Source organism: Actinacidiphila glaucinigra, assembly GCF_900188405.1.
GTDB lineage: Bacteria > Actinomycetota > Actinomycetes > Streptomycetales > Streptomycetaceae > Actinacidiphila > Actinacidiphila glaucinigra.
Genome location: NZ_FZOF01000041.1, coordinates 1 through 23,859, shown reverse-complemented (window position 1 = coordinate 23,859; position 23,859 = coordinate 1). Strand labels below are relative to the sequence as shown.

The window sequence follows — 23,859 nt, the reverse complement described above, 5'->3', positions numbered from 1 at the left end:
GGATGGCCGCCCCCCTGATCGTCGTTACGCCGCCACCCACCCCCAACGGCAGGCTGCACATAGGCCATGTGGCGGGTCCCTATCTGCGCGCGGACCTCTTCGTCCGCCTAGCTCGGTACCTCGGGCGAGAGTCTGTCGCCCACCTCTCCCACATCGATACCTACCAGAGCTACGTGCCCAGGAAGGCACGTCAGCTCGGACGCGACACACGTGAGTTCTTGGTAGAGACTAGGGAAGGCATCCGGAGCGACTTCGCCGCATTCGGCATCGTCCATGACCTGGTCGTGGACAACGAGTCTGCCAACTACCTGCGCTTCCTAGACTCGGCCATCTCCACGCTGACCCAGCAGATCGAGGTATCCGAGGGGACCAGCCGTGTCTGCGCGGACTGCAACTCGTCTCTGTTCGAGTCCAATGTCCGAGGTTTCTGCCCGCACTGCTTGCACGACGCGTACGAGAACGTCTGCGAGAACTGCTGCGCCCCGCAACTGTACGACAGCATGCTGTCCGCGTCGTGCGGGACCTGCGGAGCGAGGGGCCACGTCGACGAGAGCGACGGCCGCACACAACGACTTTCATTCGATGTCGGGGACATCGACGAGGTCTACCGCACCGTGGCGCGCGCCGTCGGTGGGAACCGCCGCATCAAGTCGATGTTCCAGAACCTCGGGGCACACAGCCTCGGTCTCAGCTACTCCACCGACTACGGCGTATTTCCCAAGGGGATCCCGGGGGCGCTCAACCCTTGGGTCGAGATCTACTTCAGTCACCTCTACGGGGTCCTGACCGCAGCCGGAATCGACACGAACCAGACATTCCCCGCGCTTGTCGAAGCTCTAACAGAGCTTCCCGAGCCCCCCGCTCTCGCCTACTTCTTCGGCGTGGACAACTCCTATTACTACTCCTTCCTGTTCCCCTACCTCTCCCTGCGCCTCGGTATCCCCAGCATGCTCCCAACGTCCCTCCAGGCGAGCTACTTCCTGCTGCTCAACAACTCCAAGGTCTCCTCCAGCCGTAACAATGCGACCTGGGCTGCCGACCTACGGGAGACCGGCCCGCTGCCCCGTCTTCGAACCGGACTCGCCTCAAGCTGCCCGGAGTACAGCAACCGGAACTACGACGTAGCTACCGAACTGGCTGCGACCGTCACCACAACGGCTAGCAACCAGAGCCAGGCAGCCCTCGCCCTGCAGTCCCGGCTCCTGGAGCTCACCACTCCGAGCCAGTTCAGTGTCGAGAGCATCCTCAACGTCTTTGCTAAGGGCCGCAATTATGCGGCGCACTCCCGCTCAGCCGGCAACGAACAAGAGGCAGACGCGATGGACAGCATGCTTTCGGAGCTGGCTGGACACCTCGTGCTCTCCTGACCACGCTGGGCGACCAAGCCCTGCTCGAATCGAAGGACTGACCAATGACATCTCCGCAGCTCACCGCACCCACCATGCCTCGACCCAAGCCGGGAACCGGCGCGGCCAAACTCCGGGCACTCTTCATGCGACCCGGGATCACCCGCATCGTGGGTGCGCACAACCCACTGGGTGCCCGACTGGCGGAGCGGGCGGGCTTCGACGGTGTGTGGTCCAGCGGGCTGGAGATCTCGGCGTCCCAGGGCCTACCCGACACCGACATCCTCACCATGACCGAACTTCACACCGTGGCGGCTTCACTGGCGGCAGCGGTCGACATCCCTGTAGTCGCCGATTGCGATGCTGGCTACGGCAATGCCTTTAACGTCATGCACATGATCCGCCGCTACGAAGCCTCTGGAATTGCGGCCGTATCCATCGAGGACAAGCTCTTCCCCAAGGTGAATAGTTTCATCCCTAGACGTCAGAAGCTCGCCTCGATCGAGGAGTTCTCTGGCAAACTGCGCGCTGCCAAGAGTGTCCAGGAAGACCCCGACTTCATGGTCATCGCCCGGATCGAAGCGCTCATTGCCGGCTGGGACATGGAGGAAGCGCTGCGTAGAGGAGAAGCCTATGCGGCTGCGGGTGCCGATGCCGTACTGATCCACGCCAAGGGGAGCGAAGCGGAGCCGGTACTCGAGTTCCTGAGCCGCTGGCAGCCGGACCTCCCGGTCGTTGTAGTTCCGACCACCTATCACACCGTCACCGCCGATGAGCTGTCAGCAGCTGGTGCCAAGATGGTGATCTACGCCAACCAAGGCCTGCGAGCCGGAATCAGCGCGGTCTCCGAAACATTCGACACCATTCTGCGTGACGGACGCACCACCGCTCTCGAGGACCGGATCGCGCCAATGAAGACGGTGTTCGACCTGCAGGGAATGCCGCAGGTAATGGCTGACGAAGCACGCTTCTTGCCGAACTCGGGCAAGACGGACGACCAGTGACGGCTCTGGATCCCGGAACCCTGGTTCGCGCCCTCCTGGACGCGGGCTACGGCCCGTTCACCGGTGTCCCCTGCTCATTCCTCGGACCGGTCATCAGCTGCCTCGAAGACGAACACCCGGACCTGTACTCGATCGTCAACAACGAGGGAGAGGCCGTCGCGCTCGCGGCCGGCGCACGCCTGGCCGGCCGACGACCAGTGGTCATAATGCAGAATTCCGGCCTGGGCAACGCCGTGAATCCACTCGCCACGCTGTGCCACACCCTGCGCCTGCCTGTCCTGCTGTTCGTGACCTGGCGAGGTGAGCCAGGTCGTCCAGACGAACCTCAGCACGAGCTGATGGGACGCATCACGCCTGGTCAACTCAGTGCGATGGAAATCCAGTATGCGACGCTTCCCCAAGAGGAGGAGGCGTTGCACCAGCAGCTCACAGCAGCCGGTCAGTACATGGATAGCACTGGGCTTCCGTTCGCCTTCGTAGTACCCAAGGGAGCCATTGCGCCGTACCGGGCAAGCACCACCACCGACGCCTCCGGATCGGTGGGCGAGTCGGGGCTCATGCTCAGAGCCGCCGCGATCGGCGCGATCGTCGGTGAGCTCGCTCCGCGGACCCTCCTGATCGCCACCACCGGGAAGACCGCCAGAGAACTTGAACGGGACTGGGATCGCCCTGAGAACCTATACGTAGTCGGCTCCATGGGCTGCGCTTCCAGCATCGCCCTCGGCGTCGCTCTGCACGCTCCGGACCGGGAAGTCGCTGTATTGGACGGCGACGGTGCTGCCCTGATGCGTCTAGAGGCGATGGCAACGATCGGCCGACTCTCACCGGCAAACCTCCTGCACTTCGTGCTCGACAACGCAGCCTATGAGTCCACGGGAAACCAGCCCACGGGATCGAGCCACCTGGACTTTCCCTCCCTCGCCAGCGCCTGCGGCTACCAGTTCACGACACAGGTGTCCGACGAACAGGGGTTGCACACAGCGGTGGCGGCCGCGCGCGCAGCCCACGGACCGTCCCTCATTCGCGTCCACATTGCGTCCGGGTCCGACCCGAACTTGGGCCGCCCCGCCCTGTCACCCCCCGTGTCCGCCCAGCGATTCCAGAAGGCTCTCGCCTCATGAGCTCCTCTCTCGATGTCACGGTTGCCGCAGACTTCAGCAGCCGACAGTTGATTCTCATGAACCCGGGTCCGGTCAACACCGACGATCGCGTCCGCGCTGCACTAGCGGGGCCTGATCTGTGCCACAGGGAGCCCGAGTTCAGTGACCTGATGACCCGGGTACGTCGCAAGGTCGTACAGATCTCTGGAGGCGGCCCCGAGTACACATCAGTGATCCTGACCGGTTCGGGCACCGCTGCGGTCGAGGCCATCGTGGCCTCGGCAGTCCCCGAGGCTGGCGGCCTCTTGATCCTCGACAACGGACACTACGGGGAGCGCTTCTGCGAGATAGCGGCGGGCTACAGCATCCGCTCCCACCGCTTGTCGTTCGGATGGGGCATTCCAATCGACCTGGAGCAGGTCGACGCGGCCCTGGCGGCCGACCCCGGCCTGACCCACGTGGCGGTGGTACACCATGAGACGAGCACCGGCATGCTCAACCCGGTCGCCCAGATCACCGCGATCGCGCACCGTCACCACCGCGAGGTGATCGTCGACGCCATCAGCAGCGTCGGTGCCGAGGACATCCTGATGGATCGAGACAACATCGACTGGCTTGCCGGGTCATCCAACAAGTGCATCGAAGGCCTGCCAGGGCTCGGATTCGTTTGTGCCAGGAAAACCTCCCTGGAGGCGCTCTCCTCTGGGCTCAGGCGCGGGTACTACCTGGACCTCCACCGCCACTACCGTGCGCAGGCCGGAGCCGCCGCACCCGCCTTCACTCCGGGGATCCCCGCCTACTACGCCTTCGACCAGGCCCTCGATCTGGCGCTTGAGGAGGGCACCGACCGACGCCACTCCCGCTACCGTGAACTCGCAGAACGGCTGCGGTCTGGACTGGCCTGCCTCGGCCTGCAATTCCTGCTGCCGGCCGAGCAGCGAGCGGTCGCGCTGACCGCGATACGCCTGCCTGCAGGAGTGCCCTACAACGACCTGCACGCCTGGCTCAAAGAGCAGGGGTTCGTCATCTACACCGCGCAAGAGCAGCTGGCACCTACATACTTCAGGCTCTCTACCATGGGCCGCATGACGGCTGACGACGTCGATCGCTTCCTCGCCGCGCTGGCCTCCTTCCTCGGCAAGAAAGCGCCGGAGCATCCGGGCAGCGCTTCATGAACCGGCCGTCCCACCGCACACACCGCCTAGCCATCATCGGTGGTGGGCCTCGCGCAACCTATGCCTTGGAACGCCTCTCCGCGACGATCGGGCGGCTGGAACCAGGTACCAAGCTGCACATCCAGGTCTATGAGCGGACCGGTGAGTTCGGGGCAGGCACCGCGCACAGTCCCTCACAGCCGAGGTCCAGCTACCTGAACCGGATTAGCTGCGAAGTGGGTTTCGCGGCCGACGAGAGCAGCATCGGGGCAGGACCGCTGCGCAATCCGGCGGATCGTCCAACCCTGTACGACTGGTGCCGGTCTCAGTTCGCCCTGACCGGCGAGACCGACTTTGACGTAAAGCCGAACAGCTGGCCCAAACGATACGTGCACGGGCTGGCACTCACCGACATGTGCGCCACCTACATCGCCGAGCTCCGTGCCCACCCCGACGTAGAGGTCAGCCTCGAGGCTCGTGACGTCGTAGGCATACGCGAGATCTCCGGTTCGGATGACGAACGACACGGGCCGCTCGAAGTGATCACCGCGGACGGCCAGAGTTCACAGGCCGACCACATCCTGATGATCACGGGCCACACCGCACACGACCCGCGCCGCTCGCCCGTACACGGACCCCTCTTCGACTCTGCCGCCCACAACGGCGGCACGTACATCCCGTACGTGTACCCGCTGGACAAGTCGCTCCCCCAAGCAACCACCGGCCCCGAAATGACGGTCGGCTGCGCCGGCACCGGTCTTACGGCCATTGACGCAATCCTGCATCTGACCGAGGGCCGCGGTGGCACATTCGTGACATCACCCATAGGGGACCTCGTCTACGAACCCAGCGGCGACGAACCCTCTTCAATCGTCGCGTTCAGCAACTCCGGATTGTTCACCTTCGCGCGACCCACGAACAACAAGGCCGTGGACCCTGCCCGCTTGGAACACCGCGGGGTCTTTCTCTCCCATGGGACCGTGGACGCACTGCGCACCATTCACGGGACACGGGGTGGCAGCTTGGGCGGTCCGGTCCGCCGACAGCTCGACTTCGAACGGCATCTGCTGCCCGTCATCGTCCTTGAGATGGCCTACCTGCACTATCGTGCACTGTTCGGGGCCGAGGCTGCCGAGTGGCTAGCCGGCCTCGCCATGCCTGACTTCCGACGTTTCCTGGCCGGGCACCACCACGGCGAAGGACCGGAAGCGCTGCTCGCACCCCTCCTGGCCGGTGCGGACCTGCTCGTCACAACTCTGGAAACGATGCTGGTACAGGGCCGAGCGGTGGATCACGTCGAGGCATCAATGCCCTCCCCGAAAGGCTTGGTGCGGCACTGGATCGGTGTGGTCTTCGGGCCGGAAGCCCAGGAGCAGGTCAGGCTGTTGGCCGAAAGCCCAGCAGCCCTGGTCAAGGCCTGTGCCTCATGGACATCACCCTGGGCACTCGACGAAACGCCGGCAGGAAACCGCTTCAGTTGGAAGCGTACCCTGACGCCACTCGGCATCAGCACCGCGATGAGTCCGGGCGACTATAGGGAAGCCGTCCTCGACATGATGCGACGCGACCATCTCTGGGCACTTCAAGGAAACATCGACAATCCGCACAAGGCCGCAGCCGACGGGGTCTGGCGGGACCTGCGCGAGGTCATCTGCTACGCGGTCGACGATGCCGGACTCACACCTCATGCACAGCGCACCTTCGCCGAGCGGTACGTGCGCCACCACAACCGGCTTGCCAATGGCGCCGGGCTAGAGGTGATGGAACGCATCCGCGCCTTGATACGACACGGACTGCTCGACATCTCGGTCGGTCCGGGAGCCACCGTACGAGGCGACGGCTCCGGCGGTTTCACGATCGAAGGCCCGCTCACTGGCACGAGCAGGCGGGTCGACGTCCTCGCCGACGCACGTCTACACACCTTCGATCCGTATCAAGATGCCTCACCGCTCTACCGGGACCTGCTTTCGGCAGGGATCTGCCGGCAATGGCGCAACGAAGATGCGGACGGCAACTACTACGTGCCAGGGGGACTGGAGCTGACGGCCGAGTTCCAGCCAGTACGCGCAGATGGAGGCTCAGAACCACGGATTACCGTGCTTGGCCCAGCAGCTAGAGGTCACAGGACCTTCTTGATGGACGCTCTCAAGCCAGGCCGCGATCACTACGTCATGCGTGACATCGGCACCTGGGCCCGAACTTTGTGGCATCACCTGGCTCACCCGCGCAAGCCGGATCAGCAGGGTTTGGACCGCATCGGGATTGGCGTCGGCTGAGCCCAGGGCGCGGTCCAGTCCGCACTCCTTACCCCCAACCGTGCCCTGTCACTCCGAGGGAATACCAGCCATGCCCCATACCCAGTCCACGTACCTTGCGATGCGCTATTCACGCGCCGTGGCCCTCCGTCACGAACGGCTCTACGGTCACGGGTACCAAGGCCCCTCGAGTGAGGAGACCTTCAACGACCTGACGGGCCGCCTCCGGCTCCGAGCGGATTTCAGAGTTCTCGACGTTGGCAGTGGCCTGGGCGGCGATGCCTTTCGCTTGGCTGTTCAATACGGAGTCTCCGTGCTCGGGCTGGACAGCTCGGCCGAGCTGACCGATGTGTGCCTGGAGCGGATCGAGGAGAGCGGGACCCTAGGTGTCACCTTTGCAACGGGCGACGTAAGGGATTCGGATCTGCTCACGGACGACTCCTTCGACATCGTGTGGAGCAGAGACTGCGTGGTCTTCGTCCCCCTTGCGGACAAGCTCGCACTCTGGCGACGGCTGCACAGAGTGCTCCGACCGGGTGGACAAGTCATGGTCACCGACTACTGTCTCGGACCACGCGGCGGCTCCTCGGAACACACCGCGCGGATGGCAGCCTGGGATCACTACATGATCTCTCCCGCCGCCTACCAAACGATGCTGACGGACGTGGGGTTCACCGAGGTCAAGATGGAAGACCTCAGCAGCCAGTTGAAGGCAAACATGCTCGAAGGGCATACACGACTGCTGTCCGAACGAGCGTGCTTCCTGGAGGAGATGGGGAAGGCTGAGTACGAGCGTCTCCTGAGCCGCTGGGAACGCAAGATCAATTCGTGTGACACGGGCGAAATCGTGTGGACAGTACTGACGGCCCGGCGCCCGGGTGAGGCGCGATGAGCCAGTTCCACGCAGGCGAGTCCTCCACGACTCGCCGATACGACCTCGCCGTGGTGGGGCTTGGGGTGATGGGCGCCATGGTCGCCTGGCGCGCGGCCGCCATGGGTGCCGACGTCATCGCCCTTGATCCCTACGTACCGGGGCATCGGCGGGGTGCATCCCACGGTGGATCCCGCATTTTCAGGACTCTCTGTCACGAGGGCGTCGACTACGGTGTATTTGCCCGCGCCTCACTGCAGATCTACCGGGAACTGGAGGCAGCGACCAGAACGGAGCTGCTGCTCCAATGCGGCGGTCTGACGATCGGTCCTCCCGGACATCCCTTGGTTTCGGCGGCCGCTGTCACAGCGGAAACCGTAGGCGTGGCCTATGAACGGCTCGACAGCGCTGAGCTCAGGGCAAGGTATCCCCAGCACGCTCCCATGGGGAAGGACATCGGACTCTTCGAGCCCACAGCCGGGGTCCTGCGACCGGAGGCCGCCGTGCGCGCGGCGGTTCAGGCTTCCCGAGCGGCAGGCGCATCCGTACTGAGTGGCGTGCGATGCCTTAAGCTCCGCCACGAAGCGGACGGACCAACCTTGTTCACCAATGCCGGCGTCATCCGTGCCCGCAAGACCGTTCTCGCGATCGGCGGCTGGACCAACGACCTGGTCCCCGACCTGGAGCTGCCCCTACAGGTGCGGCGCTCCGTCCTCTGCTGGTTTCGGGATGACACGGAGTGTCACGGTACTCAGAACTTCCCCGTCTTCATCCGTGTAGGGTCCGGGCTCGACGGTTGGGGGATCCCGGATGTCGACGGACGCGGGGTGAAGGTGGGCCTAGGCGGCCCGCACCCCTCCAAACGGCTGCTGTCCCATCCCGATGACAACTGGGGCATGCATCCCGTGTCCGTGGAGACGGCACCAGTCTCCGCCTACGTCACGAAGGCACTCCCCGGACTGCAGCCTATAACGGCCTCAGCAGAGGCATGCATGGACGTCCGGACCCCCGACGGACACTTCGTCCTTGGAAGTCACCCACGGTTGGCCGACGTCGTGCTATGCACCGGGTTTTCCGGACACGGATTCAAGCACGCTCCTGCGGTGGGTACAGCTGTCGCCCAGTATGCGCTGCACGGCCGAACTGATTTCCCAATCGACGCATTCGCCCCGGACCGCTTCGACCGATCGACCTAAGTGGCCGTCCCCATCACCAGGGAGTGACCTCCCCTCGACGGCCCAACTATCTGCGCATTACAGGAGACACAAGATGCAGACGCTTTCCACAACGACCCAGCCGCGGACCCTCGAGGCCCCGGCCGAAGCGTTCCACACGTTCTCGGACGCAGCCTGCGTGGAGATCCGTTCGTACGTGGCGGAGCTGGATCGGAGCCACGCCCAAGGCCGAGTCGACGACATCGATGTGGACCTTTCTCGCTGCCCGAATCTCTTGGCGGAAGTCGAAGCCACACGCGGGGTCATCGACAACACCGCACATTTCATCGTCTACGACAGCGTTGCCGGCATCGAGTCGCTCCGCGGCCAGGCTATTTACGCCTGGCTGCTGGGCACCGCACTGGGTACTCCCATGATCCAGAATACCGACGGTTGGAGAATGGTCGAGGTCTACGACCGAGGGTCCCGCCGGACGATCGAGGCAGGTGCCCGCTACCACCAGACCAAGCAGGGTGCCTACATGCACAACGACGCGGTCAACGACGTCGACTCAATCGACTATCTGCTGCTTTCCTGTGCTCAGCCTGCGTACATCGGGGGGGAAAGTATCCTGGTCGATGCGGATTCAGCGCACCAGATCCTGCTGCACCACCCCGAGGTCCTCGAGGTACTTATGGGGGAGTTTTGGTTCGAGAAGCGGGGGATGTCCAACACCGTAGAATTTTTCGCATCGCCGATCATCCGCTACTCCCACGACGGCAAGGCACTGGTCCGATACTTCCGCACCTACATTGAGGGAGCCCACGAGAAGATCGGCAAACCGCTGACGGGCCTACAGGTGGCGGCATTGGACTTCTTCGACGCCGTCCTCGATCAGTCCTCGGTACAGACCCGCGTCCTGCTCGGGCGTGGTCAGACACTCGTCTCGGCCGATGACCGGTTTCTACACACGCGCACCGCGTTCGTCGACCGCCACGCACCTCGGGAGATCGACATGGCGACAGACCGGCCGGACGAAGTGAATCGGTACATGCTGCGAATGTGGTCCCGCAAGCAAGGCTGTTGCTAGGCCGGGTATCAGGCATGAGCGTGCAGGTCACAGGAGATACCGAAGACATCGAGTGGGTGGTATACGGGGCGAGGGCGAGCTGCCGACGCACGTAAGGGAGGTCCAGGCCGGCGAAGCTCACCACGCCCCACCACGCGCGTATCGATGCAACCGTAAGCGCGTACTGTGGAGCGGAAGGCGACCCGCATGATTTGCCAGGATACTTTCCGGCACGCCTTCCGCAGGTCCAAGTGGTTGCGTTTAGCCGGGAAGGCATAGTGCGCGCCGAGCCACCAGCACCCTGGCGTGCTCGCACCTGGGTGTGCAACGCGTCCGCGACCACCACCGCGTCCTGAAGCTTAAGCACGGCCGACAGCGCAGTGAAACAGGTGATTTCGCCGCCCTTGTCCGCCATCTTCGACCATGCGAGACCAGCGCGCCGTCCTGCATCATCACCGCTTACATGACCGCGTTGACCACGCGGCGAATCGTGTCCGAGTTCGGCGTCTTCACCAAGCCCCAGACCCCGCGGCAGCGTAGTCCAGTCGTTCCAGCGTGGCCCAGGGACCTGCGACCGCCCACTGCCCCATCGCCAGGAAGGATCCAAAACAGCAGGCTGGCGCGTAAAACGCCCAGCGTTACTGCGCCGAGTTAGGCGCTGACACCCACGCGTCCCACGCAGGTCATGCAGGTTGTAGACCAGCGCGGACATCTCGACATCGAGGACACGCCTCAGCGCACCCCGGACGCCGTCAGGAGATGACAGACTCAGGAAATTCTTTGAGGGGCCCTGGATCGCAAAAGAACTTCGCCTGCCCCGGACATGGCCTGCTGACCAGCACGAACAAAACATCAACTAATCTTGTAACAGCCCTGGTCCCGCAAGTACGATTTCGGTGCTGGCGCCACGCCAGCACCCGACCACGCGGCTTGAAGGCCCATAAGGAAATGATTACCGATCAGGTACGGTCTCCAGTGATTAAAAAACCCGCTTCCAATAAATCTTACCCCGTCTACCATGATATCCCTCATGCCGCACTGGTCAGACTCACTCGGTCATTTACCAAAGCGGAACTTTACAGTGTCGACAATTATTTCCGAGAAGGACTGTGGACCTTCTCGGATGACCTAGACGATGTGCTGGGCGTAACCTTGGGCATCTTGAAACCCGAAGCTGCTCCAGGGCGGCGATATCACACGGCCCTGCAAGCGCTTATCGAGAACGGCTTCCTGCCGGTTGATGCCATGCGCTTCCGGCACGACCGTCTGACGATCAGGGAAACCTGGCGCTACCAGATGAACGTCGCCTCCCGCGAACGCATTGCGACGATGGATATCATGCTGCCGGCCGCCGACTCCATACTGATGGTGCTCAAGGACCTCCGATGGCGTCCCGGGCAGACTCCGGCTTCCGTTCGCCTCACCTCTCTCAAGGGCCCTTCGGATCCGGCACAGCGTGATGCGCACCACCTCAGACGCCGCTTGGGTGCGGTCAACAGGCAACTAAATTTCCTGCACACGTCTGACGAGCCGATCGACGTCATCCGTGAGCTCTCGGTGCTGTGCCCGGCGGAACGCAGGGAACTCGTGAAAGCCCGCATCCGGTCAGGGCATGATGCGAGCGCCGAGCTTCGGGAAACGTTCGCTGAGATCGAGCAGAGTGTCCCGGCCCACGACCTCGACCTCGAGAAGAGCTGGGAGCGGCTCGCGGAGTCTAAGGCACCCGCAGGTTTCTTGGCTCGAGAGCGATCACAGGGTCGGGACATCAAGGCAGAGGAAGTGATCACTGCGGCCCGGCACCCCTCGGCCGACCACCGCGACCTGTGGGATCTTATATCCATCATGACCCACACGGTGGAATGCAATACCCCCGGCGTGGGTCGAATCTTCCCCAATATCGAGCTCTCCGCATGGGAAAGCGGCCCGGCGGACGGAAACCCAGCGCTGACATGACCGAAGTAAATTCAGATGCTTTTCCCTCCGTCCCCCGCGAGCTGTCACAGAAAGATGAAAACGTGCTCCTCGGAGATGCACCGCCTGCCACTGCGTTGACCGATATCAGCCCCGACATCCTGCTTGATGTGACTTGGTCTACCCGGAAATCGGAGCTGTATGCGATTGACAGTTATTTCCGCGAGGGCTGCTGGATCTTTGCCGAAGACATACCAGGAATGCTCGGTGTGGCCCTCTGTATGCTCAAGCCCGAAGCGGTTGTGGGGCGGCGTCTTCGGCCGGCGCTTGACGCCCTCTCAGCGGCGGGGTTCAAGCCGCTGGACGTCATCCGTTTCAGGTATGATCGCCTGTCCATCAGGGAGGTCTACCGCTACCAGTTCAACAGAGCCTCACCGGATCTGATCGCTGCCATGGATTTGGTGCTCCCCTCGACCGACTCAGTGTGCCTGATTCTGAGGGACGAACACTGGGTTCCCGGGGCGCCTCCGGCATCGGTCCGGCTCAACTCGTTGAAGGGTCCATCCGACATGGCCTTGCGGCGCCCCCAGCACCTGAGGTATCAGCTTGGTGTCGTGAACGGCCTGCTCAATTTCATCCATGTCTCGGACGAGCTCATCGATGTCGTACGCGAGATCGCGGTGCTCTGCGATGTGGAGCGCCAGGTCTTGACGAGGGAACGAATCCGCAGTGACTTCGACGCGGTTTCCGAGACCCTTTCCGTGTTCGACGACCTCGAGCTGATGCATCCAGCGCATGACTTCGACCACGACGCGAGCTGGCTCCGGCTGGCTGGGACGGACGGACTAGTCGGCAGGCTGGCCAGACAACGGGCCGAGGGAATGCGCATCCCCCTAGGCCAGCTCATACCAGCCGCCCGGGAGGCTTCCCTTCAGGGGTCGCTAGACTGGGACCTGCTCACTGTCCTTACCTGTGCACTCGAAGTCATGACCATTCCGGGCATCACCCCCACGGTCCCCACCATCACCACTGACTGGGTGGACTCAGTCTGATGAGGTCCAGGCACGTCCAGAGCCGACCCCGGCCAGCTCGTCGATCTCGCCCGCAGCATCCTGCAGATCGCACTGACCGTGGTCAAACGCCAGCGACGACACACCCGGATTCACGGTGCTGCCCAAAGGTGGCTGACGGTGCGCACCGTTCGCATGGCTGATGCGCTCCCGCTGTCTGGCCCGGGATTACGAGACCCGCACCGACAGTTCGGAGGCGATGGTCTCTGGTCGATGAGCATGGTCAGTCATGAGCCGCCGTCTCGCGAAGTGGGACGCTGACCTTTCCGGGCTCTGTTCGGCCAACCAACCCGCGCAACCAGACGCTCGGCCTTCGCCGGTACCGGCTGGAGACCAGCGCCACCGCGAGCCGCCGGAAGTCCATCCCTCCACCACCCGGGTCGACCCATGCTCTCCACAGTCCGCCGCTAGGCCGGTGGACGCGCTACGGCCTCCAGGCCATCCCGCCACGCCAGCACCATCGAGCCGCACACTGCACCAGCCACCGTCACCGGCCGGTCACCGACCACCGCTACTGGCGTCTGTCGCCTCGGCCTCGCACAACTCCGCCTGCAGCACATACACCCGCTGCCGAGCAGCACAATCCCGCTCCTCCAACAGCCCCAACACCGACGGCATCCGGCGCCCCCACCGTAGACACGACACGACACGTCATCCCCGCTGACCAGCGGAAACACAGCCGGGGCAGGATGCGACAGCAGACGTGCACGGGGTCTCGACACGTATCACCCCGCCATCTGTGTCCTCGGCCACGAAATCGACGTCGGTGGCCGAAGGAAACAACCGCTCCTGCAGCCGGTACAGCACCTCGTTCACAGCCACCAAATCTCGGCCGTGGCACCCGAACCAAAGCGTCTTGCAGAAGACCGCGAACGGGACATTTCCCGTGTGCGTGTGAGGTGTTGAGGGCTGACCTGTTGCCGATGGAGACGTTCACGGGGCTGCGGATGAAGTACTTCGAGCGGTTGCTGAAGATGATGCGGGACCGGGTTGGCGACGGGCCGCACATCGGGCGGCCATAAAGTCTGGCGCTTACTGACCGGGCGCTGCTGGTGGCTGTCTACCACCGGACGGACCTCACCATGCGGCAGATGGCGCCGCTCTCCGGGGTCTCGCCGGCCGCGGCCAGCGGTTACTGCCTCTCCTCGCGCTGGAAACGGCCACACTTCCCGTCAATGCCGCGGACCGGATGTGGATCGTGGAGGGCACGCTGATCCCGGTCGGAGACCGCAAGGTCGGTGCCTCGAGAGCCGCAACTACCCGTTTTCCGCAAACGTGCAGGTCATCATCGATGGCGACACTCGCCTGGTCGTGACCGCCGCTCCCCCGGCGCCGGGCAACAGGGCCGGCGCCCACGTGTGGCGCGACTCCGGTATGCCGCAGCTGTGGAAGGGCGTTGCCGTGCTCGGCGACAGCGCCCCGACACCGGCCTGATCGCGTCCCGCACCGCAAACAACCCGGCCGATCCCTGCTGGCCAATGAGGAAGCCGATAACCATGTACAACCTCGCCCTGGCCGTGTGATCACAACAGCAATGACCGTGCCCTGACCTGCAAAATCACGGCCTTCTGCAACACGCTTTAGGGACGTTTCGAGGCGACCTCCGACCACCCGAAGGGAGCTCAACAACTACAACGCGTGGCTGGAGCACGGAACTTGTGCCAGACCCATTTCGGGTTCAGCCAAGATTTTCGTGAAGCGATGACGCTGCGTCATGCGAGGAGGACTCGTTTGCGGAGGAGCGGGAGGCTTGCGCGTCCATACATCTGTCGTTTGAGCATCTTGATCCGGTTCACGTGGCCTTCAACGGGGCCGCTGCTCCAGGGCAGGGTGAGGCCGGCCAGGACAGCGTCCCAGTCACGGTCGAGTCCGTCGGCGAAGGCGTGCAGCTGCGGTAGGTCGTCGGCGTGGACCGCGCGGATCCAGGCGGGGAGGTCGGTGCCGGTTCGGTCGCAGATCATGCGGGCGAAGGCATGAACGTGGGTGCTCAGTCTGGCCAGTTCGGGGCATCGGGACAGGACGTCTTCGAGTTGCTGTTCTTCTTCGGCTCGTAACCGTCCGGGGTGGCGGGTGATCCAGCGGGTGAGGTCCTGCGGTTTTGGCGGCGGTGCAGGTGCCGCCTTCGCAGTGTCACGCAAGGGACGCAGGAGGCGGCGCACGGCTTGCGGTGTGCGTCCTGGGTAGCCCTGGGCCTGGATCTCGCGGAAGAGGGCGGAGGCGTTGGTGCATCCCTGGTTCCAGCGGCTGATCAGGTAGGGCCGCCAGGTGTCCAGCCGGGTGGTGCGGATGGCCCGGTCGGCGAGGGCTTCGGGGTTCTCGCAGCGTGCGTAGCGGCGGGCGGTGTGGCGGGCCAGTCCGAGTTCGCGTCCGATGGCGCTGATCGTCCATCCCTGGGCAAGCAGGTCCTGGACGGCCCGGTATCGCTCTCGGGTGCGGGTGACCAGCCATTTCTCGGTGCCGGTGTCGGGGTTGAGAGCGGGGTCGGGAGGTTCCTTTGTGCGCGTGGGCTCGGATTGCGGGGGCGGCGGCGGTGTCAGACAGGAGCGATGGGTGATCACGGTGCGTTCGACCGTATGGGCCAGGTTGTCCCACAAGTGCCAGGCGTCGGCGACCTGACGGGCTTGGGGTGCTCCGACGTTTGCTGCCTCTGCGTAGGCTCCGGCTCGGTCCCGGCAGACCATTTCGATGCCGGGATGATCGGCCAGCCAGGAGACCAGGGGTGCTTTCCCGCGGCCAGGCAGGAGATCCACGACACGGTGCGAGTCCAGGTCCACGAGTACGGTCCCGTAGCGTCGGCCGCGACGGGTGGCGAAGTCATCGACGCCGAGTACCCGCAATGCGGGCCGGGGTGGATCGGGCATCGCCATCACCACATTGAGCAGGGTGGTCCGGCTGATCGGGATGTGCAGGACGTCCGCGAGCCGGGCGCCGGCTCGCCCGGCCAGTGCCAAGGCGATCGTTTGCACGATCTTGGTGAGGACGGCCGTGCGGCGGCCGTATCTCACAGTCAAACCTGCTGTCTGCTCGGCGAAGGTCCGGCGAGCGCAGTGAGCACTGTCGCAGAACAGGCGTCGGACGCGCAGGTCGATGACGACCCGGCGGCCGCCGAAGCCGGCGTCGGCCAGATGCCGCCGGTAGCGGCTGTGGACTCGCCAAGCCAGCCCACCGCAGTCAGGACAGGGCACGGCCGTGCCATCACGGGTCCGCGCGACGACCAGTACGGTTTCCTCTTCCACGCGCACCTGTTCCACCAGCACCGCGGACAGATGAGGGAAGAGCTGCTGCAGCATTACCTCACACGGTCACAGGGTCCCGTTGCCACGACCAGCGCGTCACCGGCGCAGCAAAGCACGAACCGTGCACACCCAACCCGGCATGACACTGCGTCATCGCTTCACGAAAATCTTGGCTGAACCTCTCGATGACGCCGCACACCGCCCGCACCTGGTCCCGCACAGGCGTCACCCCGGTGATCCAGGTCAACGGCGGCAGCAGACGTCACCTGTCAGCGGCCGCTCTGTGCTGCTACAAGCCCGGCGAGCGGCCGCGGTTGGTCTTCCGACACACCGGTGACCGGCGGCCCGACGGCCGCAAAGGATTCTCCTGGAAGGACTTACGAGACCTGCTCACCGCCGCCCACACCAAGCTCGGCGGACCGATCGTGCTGGTCTGGGACAACGTTGGCCTGCACCTCAGTCGTGCGATGCGCGCCTGGACCACGGCCCGGGACTGGCTCACCGTGTTTAGTTGCCAGCCTATGCACCCGACCTCAAACCCGTGGAAGGGATCTGGTCCAGCCTGCAACGCACCAGCCTGGCCAACATCGCCTTCACCGACTACACGCACCTGGTCACCGCAGTCCGCCGGGGCCACGCCAGATCCAGTACCGGCCCACCATCATCACCGGCTGCCTCATCGCCACCGGCCTCGCCACAAGCCCCGGCGACATCACGCATCAATCCTCAGTAAGGCGAAGGCGGCATCGGTCAGCTTCGTCCCGCCGTCAAGGTGGCACAGGATCGACAGTGCGGTCGGCTGATGTCTTAGGGCGACAAGTACCGCCGCCCCATCTGCCCATGCAGCACAAGGCCATTGATCGCGCGAGGAGGCTCCGGTCCGGCCAAACCTTGGCATCAACCCAATTGCCTAAGCAACGCAAGGCCGCTTTCGTCGAGCTGGTAGAAGACGCTCGCACCGATGCGCCGCTTCCACACGACTCCACTTCCAGACAGCACTGCCAAGTGCTGTGAGACAGTGCTCTTCGCCAAGCCCAGGGACTCCGCCACAGCAGTAGTCGTCATTGGCAGTTCCAGGGCTCGTACGACCTGTGCACGCCCCTTACCCAGCAGCAACGCGAGCCGGTCCTCGCTCCGCCCGCCATCGGCTCCGGCCGTCAATATCCGCAGGCGACCTGTGGCCCGCGCCTGGTACGACATGGCCACCCCGTCACGATCTTCGACTAGCAACCTCAGACCGCCGGAGAACACGGTGGGGACGAGGAGGAGCCGGGACCTCGTGATCGTCAGGTCCAGGTCTCGGTGGTAAGGAACGGTGAGACGGGGCCTGGTCCACAGCACCCGGCCACCCAGCTCTCCGAGCATCGCCTCGGGGCCCTCGACGGCGAGCGTGCGGCCTCGGAGCAAGATTTCCTCCTCCAGCGAGGAGCGGATCCGGTTCCAGTGGGGCGCAAGCGCAACATCCCAGTATCGCGCCAGCAATGAATAGAGGTGGCGCTCCTCCGGCGGGTTGCCCCTGATGCGGCGAAGGTGGTCGAATTCAGCCGCAAACGTGTTCCGCGCAGGGTCGGGCAGGGGCACGAACCCGGGAACGAGACGCGACAGGCCAGAGTCATGTAGCACCCCGGCCAAGTCCCGCGCCAGACCCACCGGCATTGTGAGACGCACCGCCCGCGCCCACTCCGTATACGGCGAAGGGGCCTCGCCCCGGTACCGTGCCAGGAGACCGATGCTGCCGAAGGTTTCCCACAGGGGGCTGAATGTCAAGCGGACGGTGCGGAGGGTGTCCTCGTCAACGTCAATCCTAATCACGACGCCGCGTACCGACCGCGAGTTCGTAGCGCCACTTCGTCATTCCCCTGTTCGTTACTCCGTAGAACATGTGCCCGGAACGCCGGCACCAGCCGCAGACCTCAGGAGACGTCCACCCGCATGGCGATGTCCTGACACAAGGCGAGCACCATCTTGATCCAGGGAAGAGGATCGGCATTGTCGTACGTCTGCAAAGTCTCAACCGCCCAGTACTCGTCGAAGGTGAGAACCCCAGGAGTAGCAGCCTTGAACCTGTTGGCACGCCATTTCGGCTGGTGACTGCCGAACTCCCCTTCGCCTTCGAGGAGGGCGTCGACGGCATGGCCGAAGGCCTGCCGGGCTGAGAGCACTGCGCTCTCCAAGTCACCCGCCTCCATCTGCCCCAGCGCGTCCTCGACGTACGTGTCTGCCGCCCCCAGGGAGCGAGCGATGGCGAACGAACGGAACGCCGTCCTGCCAAGCTGGCTACGTCGCTCTTCGACCCAGTCGGCGCCGATCAGGGGAAGGCAGTGCCCGAGACGGGCGAGCGTCAGTTCTTCGATGGATGCGAGGGCGTTCCCCGGAATGCTGCCTCGTTCGTACGCGTCCCAGGAGACCTTGGCCAGCATCTGGTCGATTTGCGAGTCACTCCAGTACTTCACCTCCCAGCGCTTCTCCTGCGCGTAGAAGACCTCGACAGTCACGAATGAGGGCTCCAGTGGCACCGGAATCGCCTCGCTCGTCTCGGCGGCGTAGAGCGAGTCTGAGACGACGTAGATGTCGTAGTCGCTGCGCGGGTTGTGCCAGCCGCGAGCGACAGAGCCGACGACGAACGCGGCTCTGATCCCTTCGGGAATCAGATGCCGCTCCCGCAGCGGAGCCAGCCAGTCTTCCGCGGTCCTATTCCCCATGCCGTACGCCTCTCTCCTGAACATGCCTCACCATTCGATGATCCCCTGGTCCGCCAGATCACCAAGGAACTCTACGACGTCCGCCAACGCCGTTCCCTCGTCGACCCCGTACTCCTGGGCTACGAGCTGTGCCACCTTAGTAGTGCTCCGGTGGCCGTCCAGCGAGGCGAAGATGAACGCGGCGATGTCCTCGATGAGTAGCGCCCGGTCCTCGTCCCCGATCAAGAAATCGTCCTTCATCCGGCGGATTCTGATCCCCAGAACCCGCCGGGGCACAGATTCGCTTCGATCGACGACGTGATTCATGGGGATTGATTTCTCCTTTTCGCAGTATTTCCACTAGGGTCCGACGTATGGGGTGTCAGACCCGCACCTCGCTCAGATCACGTAGCTTCCGCACGGTGCTCATCATGAGCACCGCCGGCGCCAGTAGGAAGCCCGCGCAGACCATCCACAGGGCCGTGCGCAGACCGAGCGAGTCAGCGAGTACACCGCTCAGGAAGGCCCCCACGGGAAGCGCTCCCCATGAGATGAACCGCACCGTTGCCATGACCCTCGATAGGAGCTCCGGCGGTGACTCTACCTGCCTGTGAGTCCTGGTGACGATGCTGCCGATCACCACGGCCATCGCGACTGTTGCGTTGCCGACAATGAAGTAGCCGATATTGCCAAGCGTGGTCGTCATCGGTATTACCAGCGCCGTGGCACCGCCGAGGGCCCCTGACACAATCATGGCGCGCGCTGTGCCGACCCATGCCGAGAGCCTGGTCGCCACCATCGAACCAATCAGTGATCCGGCTCCGTCGGCGGCGATCACGAGGCCCACCACGGTGGGCGAGGCCCCCACCTCCCGCACCAGGTAGAGCGGGGTCAGAGCCATCAGGGCCGCGGTGAAGAAGTTGCTCACCGTTGCCCAGATCACGCACGGCCTCATCACGGGATGCCGCATCACAAAAGCGCATCCCTCGCGTATGAGCGCCCGTACCGGCACCTGCGGCAGCGGTCTGGGCCTGCGCTCGGGAAGAGTCCATAGCGTTACGGCCGACATCAGGTAGCTGACACTGTCGATCACGAGAACGTCGACGGCTCCGACGATCTTGATGAGCAGTCCACTCACAGACGGCGCACCGGTCTGGGTGACCGCCTCAGTGGCCGAGATCAGGCTGTTGCGCGCAGTCAGTTCGTCCTTGGAGACCAACGCCGGTAGGAATGTGGAGTTGGCAATGTCGAAGAGCACAGTCGCCAGGCCCGTGATCAGGGCCGTCAGCAGCAAATGTCCAAACGTGAGTCGGTCCAGCCACCAGGCCACTGGTATGGATCCCATGGCCACCACGCGCACCAGGTCCATCGTTACCTGCAGGGCACGCAGCGGAACTTTCTGAACAATGACTCCGGCTGGCAGACCTAGCAGAAGCCAAGCGGCCTGGCTCGCAGCGGCCAGCAACGTCACCTGGAGAGTTGTGGCATGCAGGCTGCTCACTGCCACGAGCGGCAATGCCACCGCCGTTATATTCGATCCGGTGCGACTCACAGTGGAGGCAGACCAGAATCGCCAGAACGTCCGGGAGTCGGTGGCGGTGGCAGTGGCGGTTGGACTGTTCGTCATCCCACGAGCCTCTCGGGAACGTCGCCGGGCTCCTCGTGCCTCGAGCCCAGCAGCTTGGCCTCCTCGAATGCAACCAGGGTGCGCTTGTCCCGCAGTGCCCCGACCTCTCCGAGGTAGCGCGTCAGTTGTGAGGCCGCGGCGGCGACATCGCTCTGTACCTGGCCGGCGGGCCAGCTCTCCGTGATGGCCTGGTCGATCTGCTCAATGGTCAGGCCGACATCCCGCAGGTGACGCGCCGTCTGCGCATAGTCAGGCTCCAGGAAGGCGTAGACGACCCCGGGGAGAAGCGGACCGACAGCCTCCCGTTCGACCCGCGCGAGTGCCGGCCATAGGTGTGTGAGCAAGGACCTGAAGTAGACGTGGTGGCGGCCTTCGTCCTCCGCATGATCACGGATAATGTTGCGAACTGACATCGGCAATCTGTCATCGCGCGGAATTTGGGACAGCATCCCCGAGATCAGGGTCTCGCTCACTATGGCGAAGAGCAGGCCCTCAACGCCCCGCAGGTTCTGTGGCAGCCGTCCACGTATCTCATCGAGCCGCAGCAAGAAGGCGGGGGGGGTACGGGTTCCCCTCAACGTCCACGGCACGCTGGTTTCAGCCTCGATCTCACAGGTAAACTCGTGCGAGAACTGCGCGTGCCAGGTCTCGTCCGTGACGATCTTATACGCGTCCGACATCATGCGTTCGGGAAGGAAGAGCCCCGAACGCCCCCGGCTGATCTTCGTGGCAACAGGGATGACCGCAAGAGTCTCCAGCTCGGTCGTGAACTCCATGTAGTCATAGAGCCGTTGAAGGAGCAGCCGCCTCACGACTGCGCTCCCCTTCGCCGCGACCAAAGGATGCCTCACCACCGGGTACAGCTCGGGCGGAAAGTAGAGTTCCAGCTCTGCGGCAGCAAAGTGGCGACGAGGGCGGCGACGTACACTCGCCAGGTCGTCCCAGCGTTCGAAACGGCTAACATACTTCGGGCCGCGCGGGCGTTCGGTGGCGTCTCCGCGGAGCAGTTGCTCCTCGAATCGTTGGACATACATGCGCGCTCCCGTTATGCGACGAAGAGGACAAGCCGCTGGTCGACGAGCGCGTCCAGCTCCTCCTCCACGGCCTTGAGTTTGACGTCCGCCTCGCGGAGCACGGTGGCGAGGGTGGACGTCCCGTCGATCCGCTGCAGCACCCTGACGATCGGGCTCTCCGGTTCGAGCACAAACTCGATCTGCCCGTCGTTCGCGAGGTACCAGTCGCCGCTGGCATCGGACAGAAGTAGGAGTCCCTTGGCCGAGACGGGCACAGCCGTCAGGTCGTAGTTTCTTCCCGCTTCGAAGATTTTCTGGGTTTCGGCCAGCAGATCGCTGTGCACCCTGAGTTCTGTGCGTACCGTGCCTGTGTCCATCGATTCCAGCCGCGGCGCGGATGTCGCCATCTCGGCAAGGAGGCCCATGTTGACTATACGCATCAGCAATTCCACGGAGGGCGAGTCGCTCGTCCCTTCCCCGAAGTTGTTCAGCCCTTGCCGGATGCTGTCGGCGTCCAGGTAAGTGCTGGCGCCTGGGGCCGCCAGGGCGCGCTCGACCAGTTCGCGCCCATTGCTATTCATCAGCCGCACCAGCATGCCGTAGGCGTGGTGCGTGCCGTTCCCGTAAAAGAAGGGGACCTTGGGCCGTTCGGCTATGCGTCGCGGGACCCGCGATCCAACGGCCTCGCGGAGTATCCGCTTGTCCCACAAGAGTCGGGGACGGAGGTGTTCGGGAATGGATGAGGTGAGTTCCACAATCCGGTGGTCGAGGAACGGCACGCGAGCCTCGACACCGCTGCCGGCGGCAGTCCGGTCCTCGTGCCAGACGTTGTACTGCTGGACTTTACGGTACTCGGACAACACATACGATGCGTAGAGGTCAGTGTCTTGTTCGGCGCCCTGCGAGTTGAGGACGTTGTCGGACAGGAACGCCTCGCCCTCGCCCCACCAGTAGCGGAGCCCGGGCATCCCGTCAAGACGTGTCGTGCGGTTCATCCCACGCAGTCCGGAGAGGAAGCCCGCCCAGTCGTCACCCATGCCTTCGGAATAACCGCCGTTGAACTCGTCGCTGGCGGCGCCAAGCAGCATGCCACGTAGCTCCGGCCGCACCTGACGGGCGAACCGGTGAAGCTCGTGCTTGTAGTACACCTCCGGGCCGACCATGGGGCTCTCGGTGAGCCAAACCAGACGCAGCCACTGCTCGGGCGTGGGCGTAAGGCCAGGCTCGAAAAGCACCTGGTGGTTAGGGATCCCCCACTGGTCAGCCAGCCAACTGGAGTGCTCGGCGTCACCGTTGGCCCGTGTACCGCCGCTCAGGGCAGTGAACGTGTGGAGCTCCTCCACCTGCTTTCTTGCCAGGGCCAGGACGATCGACGAGTCGATCCCCCCGGACAGGAAGAGCCCCAGTTCGCTGTCGGCGGTCGCGCAGTCCCGGATCGACGACTCCAGCAAATCGCCGTACCGCTCGATGAAGCCCTCGGCGCTGGTCGACTCGTCAGCCGCGGTCGGCAGTTCCCAGTAGCGATGCTCCACCGTTTTGCCGTCACGCAGGTCCACGCGAAGCACCGAGGCGGCAGGCACGCTCTCCACGCCCTCGAACCAGGTGCACATCTGCTCCGCGCTGAACCGGGGGGCGGCGGCGACGGTGGGTACGGACAGGGCCCTCGCCCAGGCGAACCGACGAGGGGTCGCAGGGTCGGCGAAGAGACCCTTGATTTCGGATGACAGAACAATGCGCTGGTCGGTGCGGTGGTAGTACAGCGGCTTGATACCAAAACGGTCTCGCGCCAGAACGAGTTGTCCGCGGGCTCGGTCCCAAAGGATGATCGCGAACATGCCTCGCACGTCACGCAGGAAATCGAGGCCATGCTGGCGGTAAAGGTAGAGCAGAACCTCGCAGTCGGATCCGGTCTTCAACCGTACGTCCGAAGGAAGCCCGGCGGCCAGCTCCTTGTGGTTGTACACCTCGCCATTTGCAATCAGGACCAGATTGCCGTCGTCGCTGATGAGCGGCTGAGTGCCGTCCTGCGGGTTTACCAGAGACAGCCGGGTGAAGGCGAGACCCACCGGGCCGCTGCGCAGCAACTCGCGCTCGTCAGGGCCCCGGTGGTGCAGCAGTTCGGCGAAGTTGTTGAGGAGACCGTCGAACTCCGGCCCGAGGTCCTGTCCATCGAGCCGGGCATATCCTGCGAGTCCACACATGGGAAATCCTTCAGCGGCGCGTTAACCGTTTTTTCGAATTAGGGTGGTGAGTGCGCCCGATGAACAGGCGCGCTCACCGACGGCCATGATCAGGCCGTGCCACGCAGGACGGTGCCCTGGGTGACGGACTTGGCGGCGGGCTTCGCGTACTTACGCATGAAAGTGCC

The 23,859-nt window shown here is 64.1% G+C and carries 18 protein-coding genes; 11 read left to right on the top strand and 7 right to left on the bottom strand.

The window, feature by feature from the left end; translation table 11 throughout:
• Positions 1-2 precede the first annotated feature (2 nt).
• The 11 genes from CHF15_RS40705 to CHF15_RS46520 all read left to right on the top strand — a co-directional run bounded on the left by CHF15_RS40705 (position 3) and on the right by CHF15_RS46520 (position 14,368).
• Positions 3-1,367 carry a class I tRNA ligase family protein gene (locus CHF15_RS40705; protein WP_089228987.1) on the top strand — a complete coding sequence of 455 codons (1,365 nt, stop codon included), beginning with the start codon at positions 3-5 and terminating at the stop codon, positions 1,365-1,367.
• Positions 1,368-1,411: 44 nt separating this feature from the next.
• On the top strand, positions 1,412-2,350 hold the full coding sequence (locus CHF15_RS40700; protein WP_245939321.1) for an isocitrate lyase/phosphoenolpyruvate mutase family protein: 939 nt from the start codon (positions 1,412-1,414) through the stop codon (positions 2,348-2,350).
• Positions 2,347-3,471, top strand: coding sequence for a phosphonopyruvate decarboxylase (gene aepY, locus CHF15_RS40695; protein WP_089228986.1), 1,125 nt, complete (start codon positions 2,347-2,349; stop codon positions 3,469-3,471). Before CHF15_RS40700 ends, aepY begins: the two co-directional genes overlap by 4 nt.
• A complete protein-coding gene (locus CHF15_RS40690) occupies positions 3,468-4,625 on the top strand; it encodes a 2-aminoethylphosphonate aminotransferase (RefSeq protein ID WP_089228985.1) in 1,158 nt (385 codons plus the stop codon). The genes aepY and CHF15_RS40690 overlap by 4 nt, the downstream gene beginning before the upstream one ends.
• Positions 4,622-6,880 (top strand): FAD/NAD(P)-binding protein, encoded by a 2,259-nt coding sequence (locus tag CHF15_RS40685; RefSeq protein WP_089228984.1) that lies wholly within the window; start codon positions 4,622-4,624, stop codon positions 6,878-6,880. The genes CHF15_RS40690 and CHF15_RS40685 overlap by 4 nt, the downstream gene beginning before the upstream one ends.
• A 118-nt stretch (positions 6,881-6,998) precedes the next feature.
• Complete coding sequence (locus CHF15_RS40680) at positions 6,999-7,751, top strand: methyltransferase domain-containing protein (RefSeq protein ID WP_220093396.1); 753 nt, start codon at positions 6,999-7,001, stop codon at positions 7,749-7,751.
• On the top strand, positions 7,748-8,926 hold the full coding sequence (solA, locus tag CHF15_RS40675; protein WP_089228982.1) for an N-methyl-L-tryptophan oxidase: 1,179 nt from the start codon (positions 7,748-7,750) through the stop codon (positions 8,924-8,926). The genes CHF15_RS40680 and solA overlap by 4 nt, the downstream gene beginning before the upstream one ends.
• A gap of 73 nt (positions 8,927-8,999) precedes the next feature.
• Complete coding sequence (locus CHF15_RS40670; protein WP_089228981.1) at positions 9,000-9,974, top strand: TauD/TfdA family dioxygenase; 975 nt, start codon at positions 9,000-9,002, stop codon at positions 9,972-9,974.
• Positions 9,975-10,901: 927 nt separating this feature from the next.
• Positions 10,902-11,906, top strand: a complete 1,005-nt coding sequence (locus tag CHF15_RS40665; RefSeq protein ID WP_179280204.1) for a nucleoside-diphosphate kinase — start codon at positions 10,902-10,904, stop codon at positions 11,904-11,906.
• A complete protein-coding gene (locus CHF15_RS40660; protein WP_179280203.1) occupies positions 11,903-12,916 on the top strand; it encodes a nucleoside-diphosphate kinase in 1,014 nt (337 codons plus the stop codon). Before CHF15_RS40665 ends, CHF15_RS40660 begins: the two co-directional genes overlap by 4 nt.
• A gap of 1,329 nt (positions 12,917-14,245) precedes the next feature.
• Positions 14,246-14,368, top strand: coding sequence for a hypothetical protein (locus tag CHF15_RS46520; RefSeq protein WP_265737428.1), 123 nt, complete (start codon positions 14,246-14,248; stop codon positions 14,366-14,368).
• Positions 14,369-14,646: 278 nt separating this feature from the next.
• On the opposite strand, the gene CHF15_RS40655 is transcribed toward CHF15_RS46520, so the two are convergent.
• From CHF15_RS40655 to asnB, 7 genes are all read right to left on the bottom strand, one after another.
• Positions 14,647-16,224 carry an ISL3 family transposase gene (locus tag CHF15_RS40655; RefSeq protein WP_220093395.1) on the bottom strand — a complete coding sequence of 526 codons (1,578 nt, stop codon included), beginning with the start codon at positions 16,222-16,224 and terminating at the stop codon, positions 14,647-14,649.
• An 843-nt stretch (positions 16,225-17,067) separates the two neighbouring features.
• On the bottom strand, positions 17,068-17,751 hold the full coding sequence (locus tag CHF15_RS40645; RefSeq protein WP_179280201.1) for an ArsR/SmtB family transcription factor: 684 nt from the start codon (positions 17,749-17,751) through the stop codon (positions 17,068-17,070).
• Between the two features lie 332 nt (positions 17,752-18,083).
• The gene (locus CHF15_RS40640; protein WP_089228977.1) at positions 18,084-18,896 is read right to left on the bottom strand and encodes a nucleotidyltransferase domain-containing protein; all 813 of its coding nucleotides are present in this window, start codon (positions 18,894-18,896) and stop codon (positions 18,084-18,086) included.
• A 3-nt stretch (positions 18,897-18,899) separates the two neighbouring features.
• On the bottom strand, positions 18,900-19,112 hold the full coding sequence (locus CHF15_RS40635) for a PqqD family protein (RefSeq protein ID WP_179280200.1): 213 nt from the start codon (positions 19,110-19,112) through the stop codon (positions 18,900-18,902).
• A 121-nt stretch (positions 19,113-19,233) separates the two neighbouring features.
• Positions 19,234-20,478 carry an MFS transporter gene (locus CHF15_RS40630; protein WP_089228975.1) on the bottom strand — a complete coding sequence of 415 codons (1,245 nt, stop codon included), beginning with the start codon at positions 20,476-20,478 and terminating at the stop codon, positions 19,234-19,236.
• Entirely contained in the window at positions 20,475-21,512 is a 1,038-nt protein-coding gene (locus tag CHF15_RS40625; RefSeq protein WP_089228974.1) for a diiron oxygenase, read from the bottom strand. Before CHF15_RS40625 ends, CHF15_RS40630 begins: the two co-directional genes overlap by 4 nt.
• Positions 21,513-21,523: 11 nt before the next feature.
• Positions 21,524-23,692, bottom strand: coding sequence for an asparagine synthase (glutamine-hydrolyzing) (gene asnB, locus CHF15_RS40620; protein ID WP_089228973.1), 2,169 nt, complete (start codon positions 23,690-23,692; stop codon positions 21,524-21,526).
• Positions 23,693-23,859 lie beyond the last annotated feature (167 nt).